15 protein-coding genes are annotated in these 21,294 nt (G+C 71.6%); 13 read left to right on the forward strand and 2 right to left on the reverse strand.

Annotated features, from left to right (window positions below):
• Positions 1–289: 289 nt before the first annotated feature.
• Together ACFYM2_RS11210 and ACFYM2_RS11215 are read left to right on the forward strand one after the other, a co-directional pair.
• Entirely contained in the window at positions 290–4,870 is a 4,581-nt protein-coding gene (locus tag ACFYM2_RS11210; RefSeq protein ID WP_388835303.1) for a HAMP domain-containing protein, read from the forward strand.
• A 69-nt stretch (positions 4,871–4,939) separates the two neighbouring features.
• Positions 4,940–7,426, forward strand: coding sequence for a SpoIIE family protein phosphatase (locus ACFYM2_RS11215; protein WP_388835306.1), 2,487 nt, complete (start codon positions 4,940–4,942; stop codon positions 7,424–7,426).
• A gap of 222 nt (positions 7,427–7,648) precedes the next feature.
• Here ACFYM2_RS11215 and ACFYM2_RS11220 read toward each other — a convergent pair whose 3' ends face one another.
• Positions 7,649–9,007, reverse strand: coding sequence for a cryptochrome/photolyase family protein (locus ACFYM2_RS11220; protein WP_388835309.1), 1,359 nt, complete (start codon positions 9,005–9,007; stop codon positions 7,649–7,651).
• A 384-nt stretch (positions 9,008–9,391) separates the two neighbouring features.
• Between ACFYM2_RS11220 and ACFYM2_RS11225 the strand changes: the two genes are divergently transcribed.
• From ACFYM2_RS11225 to ACFYM2_RS11275, 11 genes are all read left to right on the forward strand, one after another.
• Positions 9,392–11,245 carry a transketolase gene (locus ACFYM2_RS11225; protein ID WP_388835312.1) on the forward strand — a complete coding sequence of 618 codons (1,854 nt, stop codon included), beginning with the start codon at positions 9,392–9,394 and terminating at the stop codon, positions 11,243–11,245.
• Positions 11,246–11,415: 170 nt separating this feature from the next.
• A complete protein-coding gene (locus ACFYM2_RS11230; protein WP_388835315.1) occupies positions 11,416–12,948 on the forward strand; it encodes an SDR family oxidoreductase in 1,533 nt (510 codons plus the stop codon).
• A gap of 108 nt (positions 12,949–13,056) precedes the next feature.
• Positions 13,057–13,470, forward strand: a complete 414-nt coding sequence (locus tag ACFYM2_RS11235) for an ATP-binding protein (protein ID WP_388835318.1) — start codon at positions 13,057–13,059, stop codon at positions 13,468–13,470.
• Positions 13,471–13,635: 165 nt separating this feature from the next.
• Positions 13,636–14,544, forward strand: coding sequence for an RNA polymerase sigma factor SigF (locus tag ACFYM2_RS11240; RefSeq protein WP_388459700.1), 909 nt, complete (start codon positions 13,636–13,638; stop codon positions 14,542–14,544).
• Positions 14,545–14,659: 115 nt separating this feature from the next.
• Positions 14,660–15,079: an SsgA family sporulation/cell division regulator gene (locus tag ACFYM2_RS11245; RefSeq protein WP_388459699.1), complete on the forward strand. Its 420-nt coding sequence runs from the start codon at positions 14,660–14,662 to the stop codon at positions 15,077–15,079.
• 137 nt (positions 15,080–15,216) lie between these two features.
• Positions 15,217–15,390: a CsbD family protein gene (locus tag ACFYM2_RS11250; protein ID WP_350234121.1), complete on the forward strand. Its 174-nt coding sequence runs from the start codon at positions 15,217–15,219 to the stop codon at positions 15,388–15,390.
• 144 nt (positions 15,391–15,534) lie between these two features.
• On the forward strand, positions 15,535–15,885 hold the full coding sequence (locus ACFYM2_RS11255) for a PRC-barrel domain-containing protein (protein ID WP_358997338.1): 351 nt from the start codon (positions 15,535–15,537) through the stop codon (positions 15,883–15,885).
• Between the two features lie 56 nt (positions 15,886–15,941).
• Complete coding sequence (locus tag ACFYM2_RS11260) at positions 15,942–16,412, forward strand: DNA starvation/stationary phase protection protein (RefSeq protein WP_350234123.1); 471 nt, start codon at positions 15,942–15,944, stop codon at positions 16,410–16,412.
• Positions 16,413–16,560: 148 nt separating this feature from the next.
• Positions 16,561–17,790: a PP2C family protein-serine/threonine phosphatase gene (locus tag ACFYM2_RS11265; protein ID WP_388459698.1), complete on the forward strand. Its 1,230-nt coding sequence runs from the start codon at positions 16,561–16,563 to the stop codon at positions 17,788–17,790.
• Positions 17,791–17,887: 97 nt separating this feature from the next.
• On the forward strand, positions 17,888–18,532 hold the full coding sequence (locus ACFYM2_RS11270; RefSeq protein WP_388835321.1) for a flavodoxin family protein: 645 nt from the start codon (positions 17,888–17,890) through the stop codon (positions 18,530–18,532).
• 184 nt (positions 18,533–18,716) lie between these two features.
• Positions 18,717–19,280 carry a DUF4142 domain-containing protein gene (locus ACFYM2_RS11275; RefSeq protein ID WP_358997330.1) on the forward strand — a complete coding sequence of 188 codons (564 nt, stop codon included), beginning with the start codon at positions 18,717–18,719 and terminating at the stop codon, positions 19,278–19,280.
• Between the two features lie 128 nt (positions 19,281–19,408).
• Here the strand turns inward: ACFYM2_RS11275 and ACFYM2_RS11280 are convergent, their stop codons facing one another.
• Positions 19,409–21,145 carry an MFS transporter gene (locus ACFYM2_RS11280; RefSeq protein WP_388835324.1) on the reverse strand — a complete coding sequence of 579 codons (1,737 nt, stop codon included), beginning with the start codon at positions 21,143–21,145 and terminating at the stop codon, positions 19,409–19,411.
• Positions 21,146–21,294 lie beyond the last annotated feature (149 nt).

Raw genomic sequence — 21,294 nt, forward strand, 5'->3', positions numbered from 1 at the left:
GTTCCCCCGCTCACATCGGGGTCACGGGCGGGTCACCCCCGCGAGGCGCGCGCGAGCCGCCGTGGGCAAGGGAGTTGACGATGGCCCCCTCGGCTGCGGCGCACTCGCAGGTGACGCCCCGGATCCCGCAGTTCGTACGCCCCGGCCCGGGCGGTCCGAACAGTGGGATAACCTCCTCGGCGGTGCGTGTACGTGCGGTGGGGATCCAGTGAGGTCTTCGTGGCAACGGCCCACCGACTGGGCGGGAGAGACGGGCCGCGGGCCCGGCGTATGACGGAGGCGATGATCGATGACTGGCTCAACGAAGTCCGACGTTGTTCAGCAGCGCACCGCCGGGGCAAGCCCCGCCGCCCAGGTCGGTGAACCGGAACTGCGCCAGCTCCTCGCGGGTCTGACCGCCGTGCGCGACGGTGACTTCGGTACGAGGCTGCCCGGCGAGGCCGACGGCCTGCTCGGCGAGATCGCCACCGTGTTCAACGGCATGGTCGACCAGCTCTCGCTCTTCACCTCCGAGGTGACCCGCGTCGCCCGCGAGGTCGGCACCGACGGCCGGCTCGGCGGCCAGGCCGATGTGCCCGGGGTCTCGGGCACGTGGAAGGACCTGACCGACTCGGTCAACGCGATGGCGGGCAACCTCACGAGCCAGGTCCGTGACATCGCGCAGGTCGCCACCGCCGTGGCCAAGGGCGACCTGTCGCAGAAGATCGACGTGGCGGCCCGGGGCGAGATCCTTGAGCTGAAGAACACCGTGAACACGATGGTGGACCAGCTCTCCGCGTTCGCCGACGAAGTCACCCGGGTGGCCCGCGAGGTGGGCAGCGAGGGCCGCCTGGGCGGCCAGGCCCAGGTGCCCGGCGTGGGCGGCACCTGGCGCGACCTGACCGACTCGGTCAACTTCATGGCCGGCAACCTGACGGACCAGGTCCGCAACATCGCCCAGGTGACCACCGCCGTGGCGCGCGGCGACCTGTCGCAGAAGATCACCGTCGATGCCCGGGGCGAGATCCTTGAGCTGAAGAACACCGTGAACACGATGGTGGACCAGCTCTCCGCGTTCGCCGACGAGGTCACCCGCATGGCGCGGGAGGTCGGCACCGAGGGCATCCTCGGCGGCCAGGCGGATGTGAAGGGCGTATCCGGCACCTGGCGTGACCTGACCGACTCCGTCAATGGCATGGCCGGCAACCTCACCGCCCAGGTCCGTTCGATCGCCCAGGTCGCCACCGCCGTGGCCAAGGGCGACCTGTCGCAGAAGATCACGGTCACCGCGCGCGGCGAGGTGCTTGAGCTGAAGGACACCATCAACACGATGGTCGACCAGCTCTCCTCCTTCGCGGGCGAGGTGACCCGGGTGGCGCGCGAGGTCGGCACCGAAGGGCGGCTCGGCGGTCAGGCCGATGTGCGTGATGTGTCGGGCACCTGGCGCGACCTGACCGAGTCTGTCAACGTCATGGCCGACAACCTGACCGCGCAGGTCCGCTCGATCGCCGAGGTGACGACGGCGGTCGCCAAGGGCGACCTGTCGCAGAAGATCCGGGTCGACGCGCGCGGCGAGATCCTGGAACTCAAGGAGACCATCAACACGATGGTCGACCAGCTCGGCGCCTTCGCCGACGAGGTGACCCGGGTGGCCCGCGAGGTCGGCACCGAGGGCAACCTCGGGGGCCAGGCCACCGTCCGGGGTGTGTCGGGCACCTGGAAGGACCTCACCGACAACGTCAACGTGATGGCGTCCAACCTGACCGGCCAGGTCCGTTCGATCGCGCAGGTCGCCACCGCCGTGGCCAAGGGCGACCTCTCGCAGAAGATCAACGTCGAGGCCAAGGGCGAGGTCGCCGCGCTCGCAGGGGTCATCAACACCATGGTGGACACCCTCTCCGCGTTCGCGGACGAGGTGACCCGGGTGGCCCGCGAAGTGGGCACCGAGGGCACCCTGGGCGGCCAGGCCCGCGTACCCAACGTCGCCGGTACGTGGAAGGACCTCACCGACAACGTCAACTTCATGGCCCACAACCTGACGAGCCAGGTCCGCAACATCGCCCAGGTCACCACGGCGGTCGCCCAGGGCGATCTGACCCGCAAGATCGACGTGGACGCGCGGGGCGAGATCCTGGAGCTCAAGACGACCATCAACACGATGGTCGACCAGCTCTCCTCGTTCGCCGCCGAAGTCACCCGCGTCGCCCGCGAGGTCGGCAGCGAAGGACGGCTCGGCGGGCAGGCCGAGGTCGAAGGCGTGTCCGGCACCTGGAAGCGGCTCACCGAGAACGTCAACGAACTCGCCGGGAACCTGACCCGCCAGGTCCGCGCCATCGCCGAGGTCACCGGCGCCGTCGCCGAGGGCGACCTGACCCGGTCCATCACCGTCGACGCCTCCGGTGAGGTCGCCGACCTCAAGGACAACATCAACTTCATGGTGGAGTCCCTGCGCGAGACCACCCGGGCCAACGAGGAACAGGACTGGCTCAAGTCCAACCTGGCGCGGATCTCCGGACTGATGCAGGGACGCCGCGACCTCGCGATCGTCGCCGAGCTCATCATGGACGAACTCACCCCGCTGGTCTCCGCCCAGTACGGCGCCTTCTACCTCGCCGAGGAGACGAGCGAGGGGACCCACCTCAACCTGGTCGGCTCCTACGCCCGCCCCGCCGACGCGCCGGGCTCCCGCTTCAGGCTCGGTGAGTCCTTCGTCGGGCAGGCGGCGCGCAGCAAGCGCACCATCGCCGTCGACGACCTGCCGTCCGGCTATGTGACCGTCTCCTCGGGCCTGGGCAGCACCGAGCCCGTCTGCCTGATGGTGCTGCCCATCGTGGTCGAGGAGCAGGTGCTCGGCGTCATCGAACTCGCGGCCGTGCACGCCTTCACCCCCATCCACCGGGACTTCCTGGAACAGCTGATGGAAGCGATCGGGGTCAATGTCAACACCATCACGGCCAACGCCCGTACCGACGAACTGCTCGGCGAGTCGCAGCGTCTGACGGCCGAACTCCAGGTCCGCTCCCAGGAGTTGCAGTCCCGGCAGGAGGAATTGCAGTCCTCCAACGCCGAGTTGGAGGAGAAGGCCGAACTGCTCGTCGCGCAGAACCGCGACATCGAGACCAAGAACCTGGAGATCGAGCGGGCCCGCCAGGAGCTGGAGGACCGCGCGCACCAGCTGTCGCTCGCGTCCAAGTACAAGTCGGAGTTCCTGGCCAACATGAGCCATGAGCTGCGCACCCCGCTCAACAGCCTGCTCATCCTGGCCCAGTTGCTCGCCCAGAACCCCAGCCGCAACCTCACCGCCAAGCAGGTCGAGTACGCGGGCATCATCCACTCGGCGGGTTCGGACCTGCTCCAGCTCATCAACGACATCCTCGACCTGTCCAAGGTCGAGGCGGGCAAGATGGACGTCAGCCCCGAACGGATCTCGCTGCGCAAGCTCCTCGACTACATCGAGGTCACCTTCCGGCCGGTGACCAGCCAGAAGAGCCTGACGTTCACCGTGAAGACGCCCGCGACCCTGCCCACCGAACTGCTCACCGACGACTACCGGCTCCGTCAGGTGCTGCGCAACCTGCTGTCCAACGCCGTCAAGTTCACCGAGAAGGGCGGCGTCGAGCTGCGGATCGAGGTCCTGGACGAACAGCTCGCCCCCGAGGCCGCCCGGCGCGGCGGCCCGGTGATCGCCTTCCATGTGGTGGACACCGGGATCGGCATCGCGCCGCAGCACCTGGAAACCGTCTTCGGCGCCTTCCAGCAGGCCGACGGGACGACCAGCCGCAAGTACGGCGGCACCGGCCTCGGTCTCTCGATCAGCCGCGAGATCGCCTTCCTGCTCGGCGGCGCGATCACCGCCGAGAGCACCCTGGGCCAGGGCAGCACGTTCACGCTCTATCTGCCGGTCGCCCGCCCCGACTACGCCGAACTCAACGTACAGATCGGCCGCCCGGCCCTGCCGGCGGCCGAGCCGCACGTGGAACCCGTCGAGGAGCCCGACGCGCGGCACGCGGCGGCCCCCGCCCCCGAACCCGTACAGCCCAAGCGGCTCCTGGTCGTCGAGGAGCGCTCGCGCGGCCTGCTGTCGCTGGTCGCCGAGAGCGCCGTCGGCGACCTCGCCGCCCACCCCGATCCCGGTGACCCGCGCGGCACCGTGGAGATCACCGCCGCCGTCGGGGTGCACGAGGCCGCCGAGGCGCTGGCCGCCACGCCGTGCCACTGCGTCGTGCTCGAACTCGACCTGCCGGACGACGCGGCCCTGCGCTTCCTCGAGGACATGGGGCGCGACGCGGCGCTGCGCGGCGTCCCGGTGCTCGCGCACAACAACCGGCGCCTGGGCACCGACCAGGAGCGGGTCCTGCAGAAGCGGGCGGCCACCCAGCCGTTGGAGCTCATCTCCAGCCTCGACGAACTGCGCGAGCGCATCGCGCTGCACCTGAGCGCCGACCAGCCCGGCGACGTACTCCCGCTGGTGCGGGCCGACGAGCCGGTCGTGGTGAGCCAGCACGCCGACAAGTCGCTCGCCGGGCGCACCGTCCTCGTGGTCGACGACGACGACCGCAACCTGTACGCCATCACGGGAATCCTCGAAGTGCACGGCATGACGGTGCTCCAGGCGGAGAACGGCAGGATCGCCCTGGACACCCTGGCCGCGCACCCCGCGATCGATCTCATCCTGATGGACGTGATGATGCCGGAGATGGACGGGTACGCTGCCACCGCCGCCATCCGCGCGATGCCCGACCACATCGAGCTGCCCATCATCGCCGTCACCGCCAAGGCCATGATCGGTGACCGGGAGAAGAGCCTGGCCTCCGGCGCGAGCGACTACGTCACCAAGCCCGTGGACGCGGGCGAGCTGATTGCCCGGATCAAGCGGCAGTTGCACGCCTGACGCGCCCCGCACCGCTTCCGCCACGTCGTCACCGTAAAGTCCACCTCCTGATCCGTGAGGAGTGAGCTCGTGTCCAAGTCCCACCAGCCCGGGGACGAGCACGGCGACGGCCGGGCCGCCCGGCCGGACCCCGCGCCGGCCGGGACGGAGCTGCGCCCCGCCGTCCCCCGGCAGACAGACGACGCGTCGGCCCCGCACCCGGCGGCCGGCCCCGAAGGCGAAGGCAGCGCCGTGGGGCGGCTCGCGGACACCGTCCAGCGGCTGCGCCACCAGCTGCGGCGCGCCCAGGCCGAGGCGGAGGGCCGCGCGCTCGTCGACCTCGCAAGCGGCATCCTGGTCGAGCGCCTGACGTGCAGCCCGGTCGAGGCGGCGGCCCAGCTGGACAGCCTGGCCGCGCAGGCCGGCGTCTCCACGCTCGAACTGGCGGCTGACCTCGTCAACCAGGCCACCCGCGACAAGATCGCCGACGTGGCGCGTGACTTCCTCGCCGAGGCCACCCAGCCGCCCACCGCCTCCGTGGGCCTGCGCCTGCGCAGCGCCGAGGCAGGCGCCCTCGCCGCAGGGGACGCCCAGTCCGTCGCGCAGTCGATCCTTCAGCACGCCCTGGAACCGCTCGGCGCCGGCGCCGTGGCCATCTGGGCGGCCCACGCCGACCAGTCCCTGACCCTGGCCGGCAGCGCGGGCTTCACCGACGAGGAACCGGCGCGCTGGCGCCATGTGCCGCCCGGCGTCCCCACCCCGGCACGGCAGGCGCTCGGCAACCGGACCGCCACGACGTACGAAGCCCTCGCCGATGTGGCCCTGCCCTCCATCGGGCTACAGGAATTCGGAGGCGGACGCATAGCGGTACCGGCCGGCACGGGCGGGCGCATCATCGGCGTCCTCGAGATCTGCTGGGCCGGCCGGCTGCCCCTTCAGTCCCAGTCCATCGAACGTCAGGTGCAGGTGCTGGCCGAGCTGTGCGCGCTCGCCCTGGAGAGCCACCCCGTCCCCGACTCCGACCTTTCGCCGCGCCAGCCCGCCGACGCCAGGGTGAGCGAACTCCTCGACCTGACCGACGGTCTGCTCGACCCGTGCCTGGTGCTCGAACCGCTCCTCGACGTCGCGGACACCCCCGCCGACTTCCTGATCCGGCACGTCAATCCGAGCTTCGTCGACTTCGCGGGCAGGCCGCGCAACGCGATCGCCGGAGCCCGCCTCCTCGACGCGTACCCACTTGCCGCCGAGGCGGGCGGTCTCTTCGAGAAGATCGAGCACGTCCTCGCCACCGGGGAGCCCTTCCGCGCCGAGAACATGCGCCTGGCCGCCGTGGTCGACACCGTCGCGCTGACCACGCAGGCCCAGGTCAGCATCAGCCGCCAGGGCACCCATGTCCTCGTGGTGTGGCGCCTGGACGACGGCGCGCCCCGGGTGGCGAACCTGCTCCAGCACGCCCAACGCCTGGGCCGCATCGGCGGGTTCGAGGAGAACCTGCTGTCCGGCGAGATCGCCTGGAACGACTCCCTCTTCGAACTCCACGGGCTGCCGCTCACCTCCGAGCCGATCCCCCTCGAACAGCTCGCCGCCCACGTCCACCCCGACGACGCCCACTCCATCGGCCGGTTCCTGCGGGCGCTGCTGCACCACCAGCGGCCCGCGTCCGCCGCCTTCCGGCTCCAGCGCGCCGACAGCGTGGCCCGGCACATCCGCGTGGTCGCCGAACCCGTACTCGACGAGAACATCCGCGTCGTCGCGGTACGCGGCGCCTACCAGGACGTCTCCGCCCAGCACTGGACCGAGGTCGCCCTCGCGGCCACCCGCGACCAGCTCGCCCAGAGCCAGCAGGAGACCGCCGAACGCAACCGGCTCGCGCTGCGGTTGCAGCAGGCCATCATGCCGCCCAACCACGGGCCTGTGGACCTGCACAACCTGAGCGTGGCCGTGCGCTACCGGCCCGCCGAGAAGGACCACCTCGTCGGCGGCGACTGGTACGACGCCGCGGCGCTGCCCTCGGGCCACGTCCTGCTGTGCGTGGGCGACGTGGCCGGGCACGGCATCGAGGCGGCCACCGGCATGGTCGCCCTGCGCAACGCCCTGCGGGGCCTCGCCACCACAGGCGCGGGACCCGCCCAGCTCCTGGCCTGGCTCAACACCGTCACCCACCACCTCACCGACAACGTGACGGCGACGGCGGTGTGCGGTCTGTACGATCCCGCCTCGCGCGAACTGCGCTGGGCCCGCGCCGGCCATCTGCCGCCCGTCCTGGTACGCGACGGCAAGGCGGGCGCGCTGCCCCAGCTCGGCGGCATCCTCCTCGGCGCCACCGGCCAGGCGCGGTACGAGGAGGGCAGGACCCAGCTGGAGACCGGCGACACCCTGATGATGTACACCGACGGCCTGATCGAGCGCCGCGACCGCTCGGTGCAGGACTCCCTCGACAACCTGCTCCAAGTGGCCCAGGGCGCCCGCCAGTTGGGCCGGGGCAGCCAGCTGGAGCACCAGCTCGACCATCTGCTGCGGTACACCAACGCCGACACCGACGACGACACGTGCCTCATCGGGGTCACGGTGCGCTAGCGGGCGTTTGGGCAGCGCGGCGCGCGCACCCCCTCGCGCCGGACAGGGGGCGGCCCCGCGCATTCGGGAGGGGGGAGAGAATGGCGGGGCCGCGTGGCCGGGCCAGGCCGGGGGGCGCCTGGCCGCGAGAAGGCCTACGCCGCGAGTGCCCCCATCGCGCGGGCCCATGCGTGTGACCCGCGCCACACCTCTTCGGCCCCGTCCTTCCCCGGTCCTGCGGGGTCAGGCGCCGCGTGCCTGCTCGAAGCGGGCGCGTCCCTCGGCGAGGTCCACGACCGGCTGCGGATAGTCCAGGGCCGCGCGGTCGGCGGCCTTCATCTTCCAGGGCTCATGGATGAACGCCCGCTCCAGGCCCGCGAGTTCGGGCACCCAGCGCGTCACATAAGTGCCCTGCGGATCGAAGCGCTTGCTCTGGATCACCGGGTTGAGGACCCGGTTGGGCCGGGTGTCGGTGCCGGTTCCCGCCACCCACTGCCAGTTGAGCTGGTTGTTGGCGATGTCGCCGTCCACCAGGAGTTCGAGGAAGTGGCGGGCGCCGACCCGCCAGTCGACGTACAGGGTCTTGGTGAGGAAGCTCGCCACCAGCATCCGGCCCCGGTTGTGCATCCACCCCTCGTGGGCGAGCTGGCGCATCGCCGCGTCCACCAGCGGATAGCCGGTGCGTCCCTGGCGCCAGGCGGTGATCTCCCGCTCGTCGGCGCGCCAGCGGTCGCCGCGCGCCCGGTAGTCCTCATGCGCGGCGCGCGGGCGGGCCGCGAGCACCTGGTAGTGGAAGTCCCGCCAGGCGAGCTGGCGCACGAACGCCTCCGCGCCCGAAGACCCCTCGCGCCGCGCCAGGTGCACGAGTTCGGCCGGGGACAGCGCGCCGAAGTGGAGGAAGGGGGACAGCCGCGAGGTGGCGTCGCCCGCCAGGTCGTCATGGTCGTCCTCGTACGTGGCGACGTCGTTCGCGAGCCACTGCCGCACCCGCCGCCTGCCCGCGCGCTCGCCGCCCGCCATGACGCCCGGCGACACTCCGTCCGTCCCGGCGCGCCGAGGCAGATCGCCGGCCGCGATCGGGGGCACCGAGATCTGGCGCGGCGCCGCCACCACGTCGCGTACGCCCTGCTGGGACCAGCGCCGGAAGTACGGCGTGAACACGGTGTAGTGATCGCCGCCCGACGGGGTGACGGCGCCCGGCGCGAGCACCGTCACCACCGCGTCGTGCACCGACAGGGCGCAGCCGATCGTGTCGAGCGCCGCGCGCAGCCGCTCCTCGCGCCGGGCGGCGTACCGGCTGACCCCGCCCGCCAGATGGACCCGTTCGGCCCCCGACGACCGTACGACCGCGCAGACCTCCGCCACGAGGTCGCCCTCGCGCACCACCAGATGGCCGCCGCGCTCGCGCAGAGCGGCGTCCAGGTCGGCCAGACAGTCGGCCAGGAACGCCCGGCGGTTGGGCGCGTCGAACCCGGCAGCCCGCACCCCCTCGTCCCGCACGAACAGCGGGACCACCTGATCGGCTCCGCGCACGGCGGCGGACAGCACCGGGTTGTCGTGCAACCGCAGATCGGACGTGAACAGGGCGACGGACACGGTCACGGAGTCGGCTCCTCGGGGGTCGGGCGGCCACGGGGGGCGGGACGCGGCGGGTCGGCGCGGTGGCCGGCGCGGCGGGTCGCGGGCGGCGGGCCCGACGGCCGGGACCCGCCGACCCGATCCTCCTGGACACCGGCCGCCGTATGCGTGAGGGCGCGCGGGCGCGGCGGGGGATGGGCCGCGCTCCGGCGGCGCGCTCCGGTTGACGGCACTATGTGACTGTTTGGGCTCGCCGCACGGGGATACCCGGCCCGGCACAGGGTCTTCGGCGCGCGCGGCCGCGAAAGGCGCGCCCGGGGGCCGGGTGAGCCGGCCGTCCCCGTTCCCCGGCCATCCCCATCGCAACCGACCGGTCCGCCCGCCGGGCCGCCGAACGCAAGGAGTGACATGCAACGCGAAGCCGCGCTGGAACTCGCCGACCTGGGGCAGCAGCTGAGGGTGGACGCCGTGCGCGCGGCCGCCGCGGCGAACTCCGGCCACCCCACGTCGTCCATGTCCGCAGCCGACCTGGCGGCGGTCCTGCTCGCCCAGCATCTGCGCTACGACTTCGACAACCCCGGCCACCCGGGCAACGACCGGTTCATCCTCTCCAAGGGCCACGCCTCCCCGCTCCTGTACGCCATGTACCGCGCGGCGGGCGTGATCGACGACGAGCAGCTGCTGTCGTTCCGCAGCCGGGGCAGCCTCTTCGAGGGCCACCCCACGCCCCGGCTGCCCTGGGTGGACGTGGCGACCGGCTCCCTCGGGCAGGGGCTGCCGGTCGGTGTCGGCATGGCCCTCGCGGGCCGGCGGCTCGAACACGCCCCCTACCGGGTGTGGGTGCTGTCCGGTGACAGCGAGATGGCCGAGGGTTCCGTCTGGGAGGCCGCCGAGCACGCGGCGTACGAGAACCTGGACAACCTGACGCTGATCATCGACGTGAACCGGCTCGGCCAGCGCGGCCCCACCCGGCACGGCTGGGACCTCGACGCCTACGCCCGTCGCCTCAAGGCCTTCGGCTGGCACACCATCGAGATCGACGGACACGACATCGACGCGGTGGACGCGGCGTTCGCCGAGGCCGCCTCCACGGCCTCGCAGCCCACCGCCGTCATCGCGCACACCATGAAGGGGCGCGGGGTGGCCGAGGTCGAGGACCGCGAAGGCCACCACGGAAAGCCGCTGCCGGACGCCGACGCGGCGATCGAGGAGCTGGGCGGCCCCCGGTTCGTCCGCGTGGAGGTCTCCGCGCCGCCCTCCGCCCCCGAGCGGCACGATCCGAACACCGGCCCTCTCGACCTGCCGCGCTTCGACGTCGGCGACTCGGTGGCCACCCGTGACGCGTTCGGCAAGGCGCTGGCGGCGCTCGGCTCGGCGCGCGAGGACGTGGTGGCCCTCGACGGCGAGGTGGGCGACTCCACGCGTACGGAGGCCTTCGGCAAGGCCCACCCCGAGCGGTACTTCGAGTGCTACATCGCCGAACAGCAGCTCGTCGCGGCCGCCGTGGGCCTGTCCACCCGTGGATATGTCCCCTTCGCGTCGTCGTTCGCCGCCTTCCTCACCCGCGCCCACGACTTCATCCGCATGGCCGCCGTCAGCCAGGCGGGGATCAACCTCGTCGGCTCGCACGCCGGGGTCTCCATCGGCCAGGACGGCCCGTCCCAGATGGGTCTCGAGGACCTGGCGATGTTCCGCTCGGTGCACGGCAGCACGGTCCTCTATCCGTGCGACGCCAACCAGACCGCCCAGCTGGTCGCCGCCATGGCCGACCTGCCCGGTGTGCGCTACCTGCGCACCAGCCGGGGCGAGGCGCCGGTCATCTACGGCCCCGACGAACGGTTCGCTCCCGGCGGCTCGAAGGTGCTGCGCTCCGGCGACGAGGACCGGGTGACCGTCGTCGCGGCGGGCGTCACGGTCCAGGAGGCGCTGCGCGCGGGTGAACTCCTGGACCGGGAGGGCATCGCCGTACGGGTCATCGACCTGTACTCGGTCAAGCCCGTCGACACGGCGACGCTCCAGGAGGCGGCCGAGGCGACGGGCTGCCTGGTCACGGTGGAGGACCACCGGACCGAGGGCGGCATCGGGGACGCGGTCGCGGAGGCGTTCGCCGACGGCCGTCCGGTGCCGCGCCTGGTGCGGCTCGGGGTGCGCACCATGCCGGCCTCCGCGAGCCCCGAGGAACAGCTGCGGCTCGCGGGCATCGACGCCGAGTCGATCGCGGCGGCCGTACGGCTCCTGGTGGAACGCGTCGTCGTGCCCTGACCCGGCACCCGGGGCGACAGGGAGGGGCACGGTGGCACGCCGCACGACGCGATGTCCGCGGATGTCCCGACCCGGAATGCCACCGTGTACCCGTCGACAACGCGCCCCGGCACCCGGCGGACGAGCCGGGCCCCCGCCGGGGGCGCGCGAGCACAGAGAGCGGGTGCCCGGTGGCTTCAGGAGACGAGACGGCGCACGGCGCGGCGCGGCCCCTCAGATGTCTGGTGACCGGCGCCACCGGCTACATCGGCGGCAGGCTGGTGCCCGAGCTCCTGAAGGCCGGACACCGGGTGCGCTGTCTGGCGCGGTCCCCCCAGAAGCTGCGCGACCAGCCCTGGGCCGACCAGGTCGAAGTGGTGCGGGGCGATGTCACCGACCCCGCCTCCGTGCGCGGCGCGCTCGACGGCATCGACGTCGCGTACTACCTGGTGCACGCGCTCGGCTCCGGCGCGGGCTTCGAGAAGACCGACCGCGAGGCGGCCCACACCTTCGCCGACGGCGCGGCCGCCGCCGGCGTCCGCCGGATCGTCTACCTCGGCGGGCTCACCCCCGCCGGCGTACCGGTGGGTGACCTCTCGCCGCACCTGCGCTCCCGCGCCGAGGTGGGCCGGATCTTCCTGGCCGGCGACGTACCGGCCACCGTGCTGCGCGCCGCCGTGGTCATCGGCTCGGGCTCCGCCTCGTTCGAGATGCTGCGCTATCTCACCGAACGCCTGCCGGTCATGGTGACCCCCAGCTGGGTCGGCACGCGGATCCAGCCCATCGCCATCCGGGACGTGCTGCGCTACTTGGTCGCGAGCGCCGGCATGCCGGAGGACGTCAACCGGACCTTCGACATCGCCGGCCCCGACGTCATGACCTACCGCGCCATGATGGAGCGGTACGCCAAGGTCGCGGGCCTGCCCCACCGGCTGATCCTGCCCGTGCCCATGCTCAGCCCCCGGCTCTCCAGCCACTGGATCGGCCTGGTCACCCCCGTCCCCCGCGCCATCGCCCGTCCCCTCGCGGAGTCCCTGCGCCACGAGGTGGTCTGCGGCGAACACGACATCACGCGGTACGTGCCCGACGAGCCGGGCGCCCCGCTCGGCTTCGACCAGGCTCTGGAGCTGGCCCTGCGGCGCGTACGCGAGGCCGAAGTCGCCACCCGCTGGTCCAACGCCTCCTTGCCCGGCGTCCCCAGCGACCCGCTGCCCACCGACCCGGACTGGGCGGGCGGCAGCCTCTACACCGACGTCCGGCAGCGCGCCGTGAACGCGCCGAGCGACACCCTGTGGCGCGTGGTGGAAGGCATCGGCGGCGAGCACGGCTGGTACTCCTTCCCGCTCGCCTGGGCGGTGCGGGGATGGCTCGACCGGCTGATGGGCGGCGTCGGCCTCGGGCGCGGCCGGCGCGACGCGCACCGGCTGCGGGTGGGGGACTCGCTGGACTTCTGGCGCGTCGAGGAGATCGTCCCCGGGCGCCTCCTGCGCCTGCGCGCGGAGATGCGGCTGCCGGGACTCGCGTGGCTCGAGATGCGTACGGAACCGGACGGGCACGGGCGCAGCCGCTACCGGCAGAAGGCGGTCTTCCATCCGCGCGGGCTGCTCGGCCACGCCTACTGGTGGAGCGTGTCCCCCTTCCACGCCGTCGTATTCGGCGGCATGGCCCGCAATGTGGCCAAGGCCGCCGAGGCCGACCCCGGCGCCGCCAGCGGGACCGGGTGATCCACAACCGGTCGAAACCGGACGTCACGGGGACCGTTCGGCCAGGGAGATTGCGGGCAGAAGCATCAGCACACACTTTTACGAGCCCATCATTTGGGGGTTTCGACCATGGCTCGCCCGCCTGCCAACACTGGCCCTCCACCCGGCCTCGTCGCACCCGACACGGGGCCGGCCACGGCCGCCGAGGCGCGTGACACCGCTCGCGCCTTCCTGGCCACGCTGGTGCCGAGGCCGTCGAAGGAAACCATCGAGAACGTCGTGCTCGTCGTCTCCGAGCTCGTCACCAACGCCCTGCGCCACGCGGGCGGTGCCACCGCGCTGCGACTGGCAGCCGACCAAAGTACCCTGCGCGTCAGCGTGCGCGACCCCAGCCCCGTCCCGCCGCAGGAGCGGGTCCCTGACCTGCGGGGATACGAGGGCGGCTTCGGCTGGCTCCTGGTGTGCCATCTGGCCCGGAGCGTCGCCATAACGCCGATCGCCGACGGCGGCAAGAACATCTGCGTCGCCCTGCCCCGCGCGTGACGTCCCCAGCACGAAAGCGGACGAAAACGGCTAAAAGCACCCCGCGAGGACCGGTCGCATCCAACCCGTTTCACCCAGTTGGATGTGGACACGCATGATCCGGTTCGGCGGGGGCAGGCGCTTGCTTCGACGGACAAAGTTTTGGCGACTAGGGAGGTTGTCCTCATGGCAGCGGCGCAGGCGACGGAACGCGAGCTGACCGACCGGCCGACGGCCACGACCACGGAGCCCGGTGTCGGCGAGCTGCCCTGGATCGAGGACGCGGGCAAGGTGGCGCCGAAGGACGCGCGCGAACTGTCCAAGGTCTTCTTCGAACGGCTCCAGGTGCTCGAAGAGGGCACGGCGGATTACCAGTACGCCCGCAACACCCTTATCGAGATGAACCTGTCGCTGGTGCGCTTCGCCGCCGGCCGCTTCCGCAACCGGGGCAGCGGCGAGATGGAGGACGTCATCCAGGTCGGCACCATCGGCCTGATCAAGGCGATCGACCGGTTCGAGCTGTCGCGCGAGGTCGAGTTCACCTCCTTCGCCGTGCCCTACATCGTGGGCGAGATCAAGCGGTTCTTCCGCGACACGACCTGGGCGGTGCACGTGCCGCGCCGCCTCCAGGAACTGCGCGTGGACCTCGCCAAGGCCAAGGAGAAGCTGTCCGTCGACCTCGACCGCGACCCGACGGTGCGCGAACTCGCCGCCCACTTGGACCTGGACGAGGAAGAAGTCGTCGAAGGCCTGGTCGCGGCGAACGGATACACGGCGGGCTCGCTCGACATGTCCGCCGACTCCGAGGACGCCGGAAGCGCCGCCGGAGCCCGCAGCCGCACGCTCGTGGACTTCCTCGGTGAGGACGACCCGGGCATGGAGAAGGTGGAGAACCTTCAGTCGCTCGCGCCGCTGATGGGCGACCTGAGTGAGCGGGAGCGCCGGATCGTGAGCATGCGCTTCGGCCTGGAGATGACGCAGTCCGAGATCGGAGCGGAACTCGGCGTCTCGCAGATGCAGGTCTCGCGGCTGCTGTCGCGCATCTTGACCAAGCTGCGTGCCGGAATGTCCGAGGACAACACCGCGCGCGTCTGAGCCGGCGCCAGAGCTCCCTGCGGCGGGACCCCGATGCGGGCCGGGGCCCCGCCGCCGCTTCATCACTCGCCGCGCGAACCGACGCCTGCCCGGGCCCGGATGCTGGAGGCGATCCTTGAGTTCCCTGCGCGAGACCGTGTTCATGAACCTGGAGGCCGACGGGGCCGGGCGCGTCCCGGTGGTCACACGGCTGACCTACCGGGCGGACGACCCCTTCGCGGTCGGCCTCTGCTTCGAGTTGCAGGAAGACATCGCCGTCGTGTGGACGATCGAACGCGACCTGCTGGCCCAGGGCTTGCGTCGCGCGGTCGGCGACGGGGACGTACGGGTGGCGCCGCAAGCCGTCGAAGGCCGCCGCGAGACGCGTATCGAACTCGCCGGATGCGGCCTGGACGGAGCGTGGGGACGCGCGGTGTTCTCCGCGTGGGAGCCGGCTCTGCGCCACTTCCTCGACAAGACCTACGAGGTCGTGCCGGCCGGGCAGGAACAGATCGACATGGACGCCTTCCTCACCGAGGTCCTGACCGCGGGCTGAGCGCCGCGCGGACCCGGCGAACCGGCCCGTCCAAAGCCCCCTCACCGGGGGCGGGCCCGTTTGAAATCCTCCACAGCGGCCAGGCGTACTGACGTCCACAGCGATTGATACGGGCTACAGAGGCTGGAGGCGAAGAGATGTCCGCCGACAAGAAGGCCGAGGCGAAGGCCGAGCAGGCCAAGGGCAGGGCCAAGGAAGCGATCGGCCGCCTGACCGGGAACGAACGGCTCACCGCCGAAGGACGCATCGACCAGGTCAAGGGCGAGACCCGCGAGGCGAAGGAGAAGGCCAACGAGGCCTTCCACCGCTGATCGGGCGTTCGACGCCCGGGAGCTCCCGCTCCAGAAGGCCCCGGGACCGGAGCGTGACAGGTCCCAACCGACACGAACACCGCGGCTGGAGTCCGCCGCGGCCACGAACGGCGCGACCACGAACGGAAAGAGGACATCCCTGTGATGAACAGCGATCTGTGGGGTTACAAGGACACCAGCGGCCACCTCGCCGGCGTCGACCTGCGCGGCTGGAAGGTCGAGGCGGCCGACGGGAGCATCGGGAAGGTCGACACCCACTCCGACGAGGTCGGCTCATCGCACCTCGTGGTGGACACCGGACCGTGGATCTTCGGCAAGCGCGTCCTGCTGCCGGCCGGCACCGTCACCCGGCTCGACCAGGACGACAAGAAGATCCACGTCGCCCTCACCCGGGACCAGGTCAAGGACTCGCCGGAGTTCGAACCGGCCACCCACCTCGACGATCCCTCCTACCGCGACCTGGTCGGCCGCTACTACGGAGCCTCGGGCCGCTGACCCCGTCGTTGACGGCCCAGGCGGATGGCACCAAGAAATCAGTGAAGGAGCAAGCAGTGTCTGTCGTGAAGAGCTCGTTGTCCGATGCGCAGCTGAAGGTGGTCGGCTCGGCCCTTCAGGGTGCCCTGGTCGATCTGGTCGACCTGTCGCTCGCGGCCAAGCAGGTGCACTGGAACGTGGTCGGCCCGCGTTTCCGCTCCGTACACCTCCAGCTGGACGACGTGGTCACCACGGCGCGCCAGTACTCGGACACGGTGGCCGAGCGGGCCTCGGCCCTCGGCCTGAACCCGGACGGGCGCGCGTCCACGGTCGCCGAGAGCAGTGTGCTCGACGTGGTGCCGGAGGGCTGGATCAAGGACACCGAGGCAGTGGAGGTCCTGGTCGTGGCGCTCGGCCGGGTGGTGGAGCGGATGCGTGAGCGCATCGCGGCCACCGACGAGCCGGACCCGGTGACGCAGGACCTGCTCATCGGGCTGACCGCCGAGCTGGAGAAGCACGCCTGGATGTTCCAGGCCGAGAACATCTGAACCCACGCGACCACATGAGGCGGGGCGGCCCTGGCGGCCGCCCCGCCTCATGCCGTCGCCCCGCGAGAGCCGCAGGCCACGGGCGCTCCACGGCAGGCGGGGCGCCGGAGGGGGTGTGAGACTGCCTCACGAGAGGAGGCGGTCGGCCATGAGCGTGGATGACTCCTGGGATTCCGGTTGCGGGGAGCGGCTGCTGGAGGAGCTGCTGGCCCAGGCGCACAGCGCGACGCCGATGGACCTCCCGATCCTGGTCAACCGCTGCGCGGAGGCGTTCGGCCTGGGGGACGTCGCCATCTATCTGACCGACCTCCAGCAGCGGTGCCTGGTCGGGCTCACCGACGGTCTCGAGACCCTGGACATCGACACATCCGTCGCCGGCTGGTGCTACCGCAACGTCTCCCAGCGCATCGAGGACGTGCGGACCGGCCAGCTGCGCGTGTGGCTGCCCGTCGTGGACGGAGCCGAACGCCTGGGGGTGCTCGGCGTACGCACCCGCTCGGTGGACGCCGTACGGCTGCGACGCTGCCGGATGCTGACCGGAATCGTCGCCATGGCCATCACCTCCAAGCGCGCCTACAGCGACAGCTTCGCCCGCCGGGCACGGACCGAGCGCATGCGACTGCCCGCCGAAATGCTGCGCGCCTTCCTCCCGCCGCGCACCATCGGCAACGCCCACGTCATCTCCACCGCCGTCCTGGAACCGGCGTACGAGATCGGCGGCGACGCCTTCGACCATTCACTCACCCAGTCCACCCTGCACGCGACGATTCTCGACGCCATGGGCCACGACCTCGCCTCGGGCCTGACGACCTCGGTCGCCCTGGCCGGCTGCCGCAACGCGCGCCGGGCGGGCGCGGGCCTGCTCGATCTCGTCGAGACCATCGACCAGGCGCTCGCCCAGTGGCTGCCCGACCAGTACTGCACTGGCATCCTCACCCAGCTCGACCTCGCGTCGGGAGTGTTCAGCTGGTGCAACTGCGGGCACCCGCCGCCGGTCCTGATCCGCGACGGCCGCGTCGTGGACGGCGCGCTGGAACGGGCCGCGCAGCCCCCCATGGGCCTGCCGGCCAGGTTCAGCGACGATCCGAGAGCCATCCACGAACTCGCGCTGCGGCCAGGCGACCGCGTGCTGCTCTACACCGACGGTGTCACCGAGGCCCGCACCTCCTGCGGCGGTGAATTCGGCATGGACCGCTTCACGGACTCCATCATCCTGGCCACCGCCGCCGGCGAGCTGCCCGCCGAGTCGCTGCGCCGCCTCATCCACTCCATCCTCGACGCCGAGGACAGCGACCTGCGGGACGACGCCACCCTGCTCCTCATCGAATGGTGGCCGCCCATGGCCAAGCCCAGCCAGCGTCCGGCGGGCGTCGGCTGAGCCCGGGCGTGACCTGCCCGTTCGGGTCGTGGGGCCGAGCGCGGATTCGGTACTTTCGACCCGATAGGACGCCGGGTGGTGGGGCAGGAGCTCAGTCATGGATACGCAGCAGACCCACGCCGATGCCTCCGCCAACGCCCCGCTGAGCGCCGTCGCGCTCGTGTGCACCCTCTCCCCGTCCCCCGCCGAATCGAGTTCTCAGCTCCTGGCCGAGCAGACCATGAAGTCGCTCGCCGAGCACGGGGTGACCGGGAAGGTCATCCGGGTCGTGGACCACGACGTGAAGCCGGGGGTGAAGACCGACATGGGTGACGGGGACGCCTGGCCCGAGATCCGCGACAGCGTCCTCGACGCGGACATCCTCCTGATCTCCACACCGATCTGGCTCGGTCACCCCTCAAGCGTGGCGCAGAAGGTGATGGAGCGGCTGAACGCGGAGATGTCCGAGACCGACGACGAGGGCAGGCCGCTCGTCTTCGGGAAGGTCGCGGCGCTCTGCGTGGTGGGCAACGAGGACGGTGCGCACAAGGTGAGCGCGGACGTCTTCCAGGGACTCAACGACATCGGTTTCTCCCTGGCGCCCCAGGCGGTCACCTACTGGGTGGGCGAGGCCATGCAGGGCAGCGACTACCGCGATCTCGACAGCACCCCCAAGGCCACGGCCGCCGCCACCGCGACGCTCGCGGCGAACGCCAGCCACCTCGCCCGGCGCCTCAAGGCGGCCCCGTACCCCGCCACCTGACCGCGCCCGCGCCGCCGAAGACACCAAGGGGCCCGCCACGCTTGTCACGGAGAGTGATGTGAACAGGCGGGCTCGGTGGCGCGGACCTAGGATGATTCGCGTTGAGCCAAGTCCGACGGACACGCTCCGTGCCGTCCGGACGACGAAGCGACCCTCATCCGGTCCACGGACACGTGGAGGTTCCATGCGTCTCACCCACACCTGTGCCACAGCGGCCGCCGTCGCGGCCCTCGCCCTCACCGGCGCGGCGCCCGCGTTCGCCGCCGCCAGCCCCACCCCCAGTGCCGCCGCCGGCTCCGACGCGGCGTTCCTCAAGGCCATCCACCAGGCCAACCTGGCGGAGATCGCCGCGGGCAAGGACGCCCGCGCCCACGCCTACGGCAGTTGTGTGAAACAGGTCGGCGACGTCCTGGTGCGTGATCACACCGCTCTGGACGCCAAGGGCGCGACCCTCGCCAAGAGCAAGAACATCACGCTGCCGAAGGACAGCAGCGCCGACCAGCAGAAGAGCCTGTCCGCGCTGAAGCCGAAGAACGGCACGAAGGCGTACGACACGGCCTGGCTCCAGGTCCAGAGCACCGGTCATCAGCAGGCGCTCAAGCTGATCGACGAGGAGCTGAAGTCGGGCAAGGACGCGCAGATCAAGGCGGCCGCCAAGGACGCGCGGCCGGTCGTGGCCGCCCACCTGAAGATGGTCGAGGGGGGCGTCTGCCACTACACGACCCCAAGTGCCTCGCCCTCGCGGTGACTTAGCCACCGCGTCCGCGAGGACGAGCGCGAACGCGCCGGGCACCCCGTCGCCAGGTGCGCAAAACGGCCGTCAACTTCCCTGGAATCTCAGGGGAGTTGACGGCCGCTGTGCGTCGGTTCGCGCCGTTACTGGACGGGTACGGGCAGCGCGAGATCCACGGTCACCGCGCCTTCGCCCCCGTGGTGCGTGGCCGCGGAGGCCAGCGGCGCGTGGCCCGCGGCGGTCGCGGCCAGGACGTAGGCCCCGCCCTGGGGGACCTGGACCGCGTACCGGCCGCTCTCGTCGGTGTGGGCGGAGCCCGCCTGGCGGCCATGGCGGTCGATCAACGTGACCTTGGCGTGGGCCACCGGCGCGCCGGACGCGCCCACGATCCGGCCGTGGAAGGCGGCCAGCGCTTCGGTGACGCGCTCGAGGACCGCGTCCTCCTCGCTGCTGGCGCGCAGCTGCGGCTTGCCGGCCGGACGGCCCCTGGGCAGGAAGAGGGCGAGCGCGAGACCACCGGCGACCGCACCCGTGGCGATCAGGAACGAGACGCGGAAGCCGTGCATGGTGGGAAGGGCGACGGGGCCGAAGTTCTTCGAGGTGTTGGCGAGCACCATGCCGATGACGGCGCTGGAGACGGACGTGCCGATCGACCGCATCAGGGTGTTGAGACCGTTGGCCGCGCCCGTCTCGGACGGGTCGACGGCGCCGATGATCAGCGCCGGGAGCGAGGAGTAGGCGAGGCCGATGCCCGCGCCGACGATCACCGAGATGACGATGGTCTGCCAGGCCGCGTCCATCAGGCCGAGCCCCGCCCCGTATCCGATCGCGATGATCAGCATGCCGAGGATGAGGGTGGTCTTCGGGCCGTACTTGGCCGACAGCCGGGCATAGACGGGGGCGGTGAGCATCATGGTCAGGCCGAGCGGCGCCACGCACAGACCCGCGACGACCATCGACTGGCCGAGGCCGTACCCGGTGGCGGCGGGCAGCTGCAACAGCTGGGGCAGGACGAGCGAGATGGCGTAGAAGGCCACGCCGACCATGGTGGAGGCGAGGTTGGTGAGCAGCACCTCGCGCCGGGCGCTGGTCCGCAGGTTCACCAGCGGCGCCTTGACGCGCAGCTCCATCAGACCCCACAGGACCAGGACGACGAGCGAGGCGCCGAGCAGGCCGAGCGTGGTGGCCGACCCCCAGCCCCAGTCGCTGCCCTTGGTGATGGGGAGCAGCAGCAGAACCAGACCCGCGGAGAGGCCGAGCGCCCCCAGCACGTCGAAGGTGCCCTCCGCCTTGACCTTGCTCTCGGGTACGAACACGAGGGTGAGCGCCATGGCCACCACGCCGAGGCCCGCCGAGCCGAAGAACAGCGCGTGCCAGTCGGTGTGCTGGGCGACCAGGGCGGCGAGCGGCAGCGCGAGCCCGCCGCCCACACCTATGGACGAGCTCATCAGGGCCATCGCCGAGCCGAGCTTCTCCCGGGGCAGCTCGTCCCGCATCAGGCCGATGCCGAGCGGGATCGCGCCCATGGCGAAGCCCTGGAGGGCGCGTCCGGCGATCATCACGAGGAGCTGGCTGGTGAAACCGGCGATCAGCGAGCCGAGCACCATGATGGCGAGGCTGGCAAGGAGCATGCGGCGCTTGCCGTACAGATCACCGAGCCGGCCCATGATCGGGGTGGCCACGGCGCCGGCGAGCAGGGTCGACGTCATGACCCAGGTGGCGTTGGACGGGGAGGTGCTGAGCAGCGTCGGCAGGTCCTTGATGACCGGCACGAGCAGGGTCTGCATCACGGCGACCGTGATGCCGGCGAAGGCGAGTACGGGGACGACACCGCGGGTGCCGCGCGACGCGGCCTGCTGGTGAGGTCTCGGCTGGGACATTGCGGGGCCTCCGGAGGCGGGAGTTGGTCGTCGGCGGCACCCGCGTGGGGGCACGTGCGGCTAAACCTGTTTCCCCAGGCGACTATTCCAAGGGTGTCCGTTAAGTGCCGTACGTGCGTGAAGCTTGACCTGGATGGGAAACGCTTGAC

The sequence above is a fragment of the Streptomyces sp. NPDC006711 genome (assembly GCF_042869775.1).
GTDB lineage: Bacteria > Actinomycetota > Actinomycetes > Streptomycetales > Streptomycetaceae > Streptomyces.

What these genes read in the sequence shown, in the direction of transcription:
- ACFYM2_RS11210 (WP_388835303.1), top strand. Translation starts at nt 290, where the DNA reads ATGACTGGCTCAACGAAGTCCGACGTTGTTCAGCAGCGCACCGCCGGG.
- ACFYM2_RS11225 (WP_388835312.1), top strand. Translation starts at nt 9,392, where the DNA reads ATGCAACGCGAAGCCGCGCTGGAACTCGCCGACCTGGGGCAGCAGCTG.
- ACFYM2_RS11235 (WP_388835318.1), top strand. Translation starts at nt 13,057, where the DNA reads ATGGCTCGCCCGCCTGCCAACACTGGCCCTCCACCCGGCCTCGTCGCA.
- ACFYM2_RS11240 (WP_388459700.1), top strand. Translation starts at nt 13,636, where the DNA reads ATGGCAGCGGCGCAGGCGACGGAACGCGAGCTGACCGACCGGCCGACG.
- ACFYM2_RS11250 (WP_350234121.1), top strand. Translation starts at nt 15,217, where the DNA reads ATGTCCGCCGACAAGAAGGCCGAGGCGAAGGCCGAGCAGGCCAAGGGC.
- ACFYM2_RS11255 (WP_358997338.1), top strand. Translation starts at nt 15,535, where the DNA reads ATGAACAGCGATCTGTGGGGTTACAAGGACACCAGCGGCCACCTCGCC.
- ACFYM2_RS11265 (WP_388459698.1), top strand. Translation starts at nt 16,561, where the DNA reads ATGAGCGTGGATGACTCCTGGGATTCCGGTTGCGGGGAGCGGCTGCTG.
- ACFYM2_RS11270 (WP_388835321.1), top strand. Translation starts at nt 17,888, where the DNA reads ATGGATACGCAGCAGACCCACGCCGATGCCTCCGCCAACGCCCCGCTG.
- ACFYM2_RS11275 (WP_358997330.1), top strand. Translation starts at nt 18,717, where the DNA reads ATGCGTCTCACCCACACCTGTGCCACAGCGGCCGCCGTCGCGGCCCTC.
- ACFYM2_RS11280 (WP_388835324.1), bottom strand. Translation starts at nt 21,145, where the DNA reads ATGTCCCAGCCGAGACCTCACCAGCAGGCCGCGTCGCGCGGCACCCGC.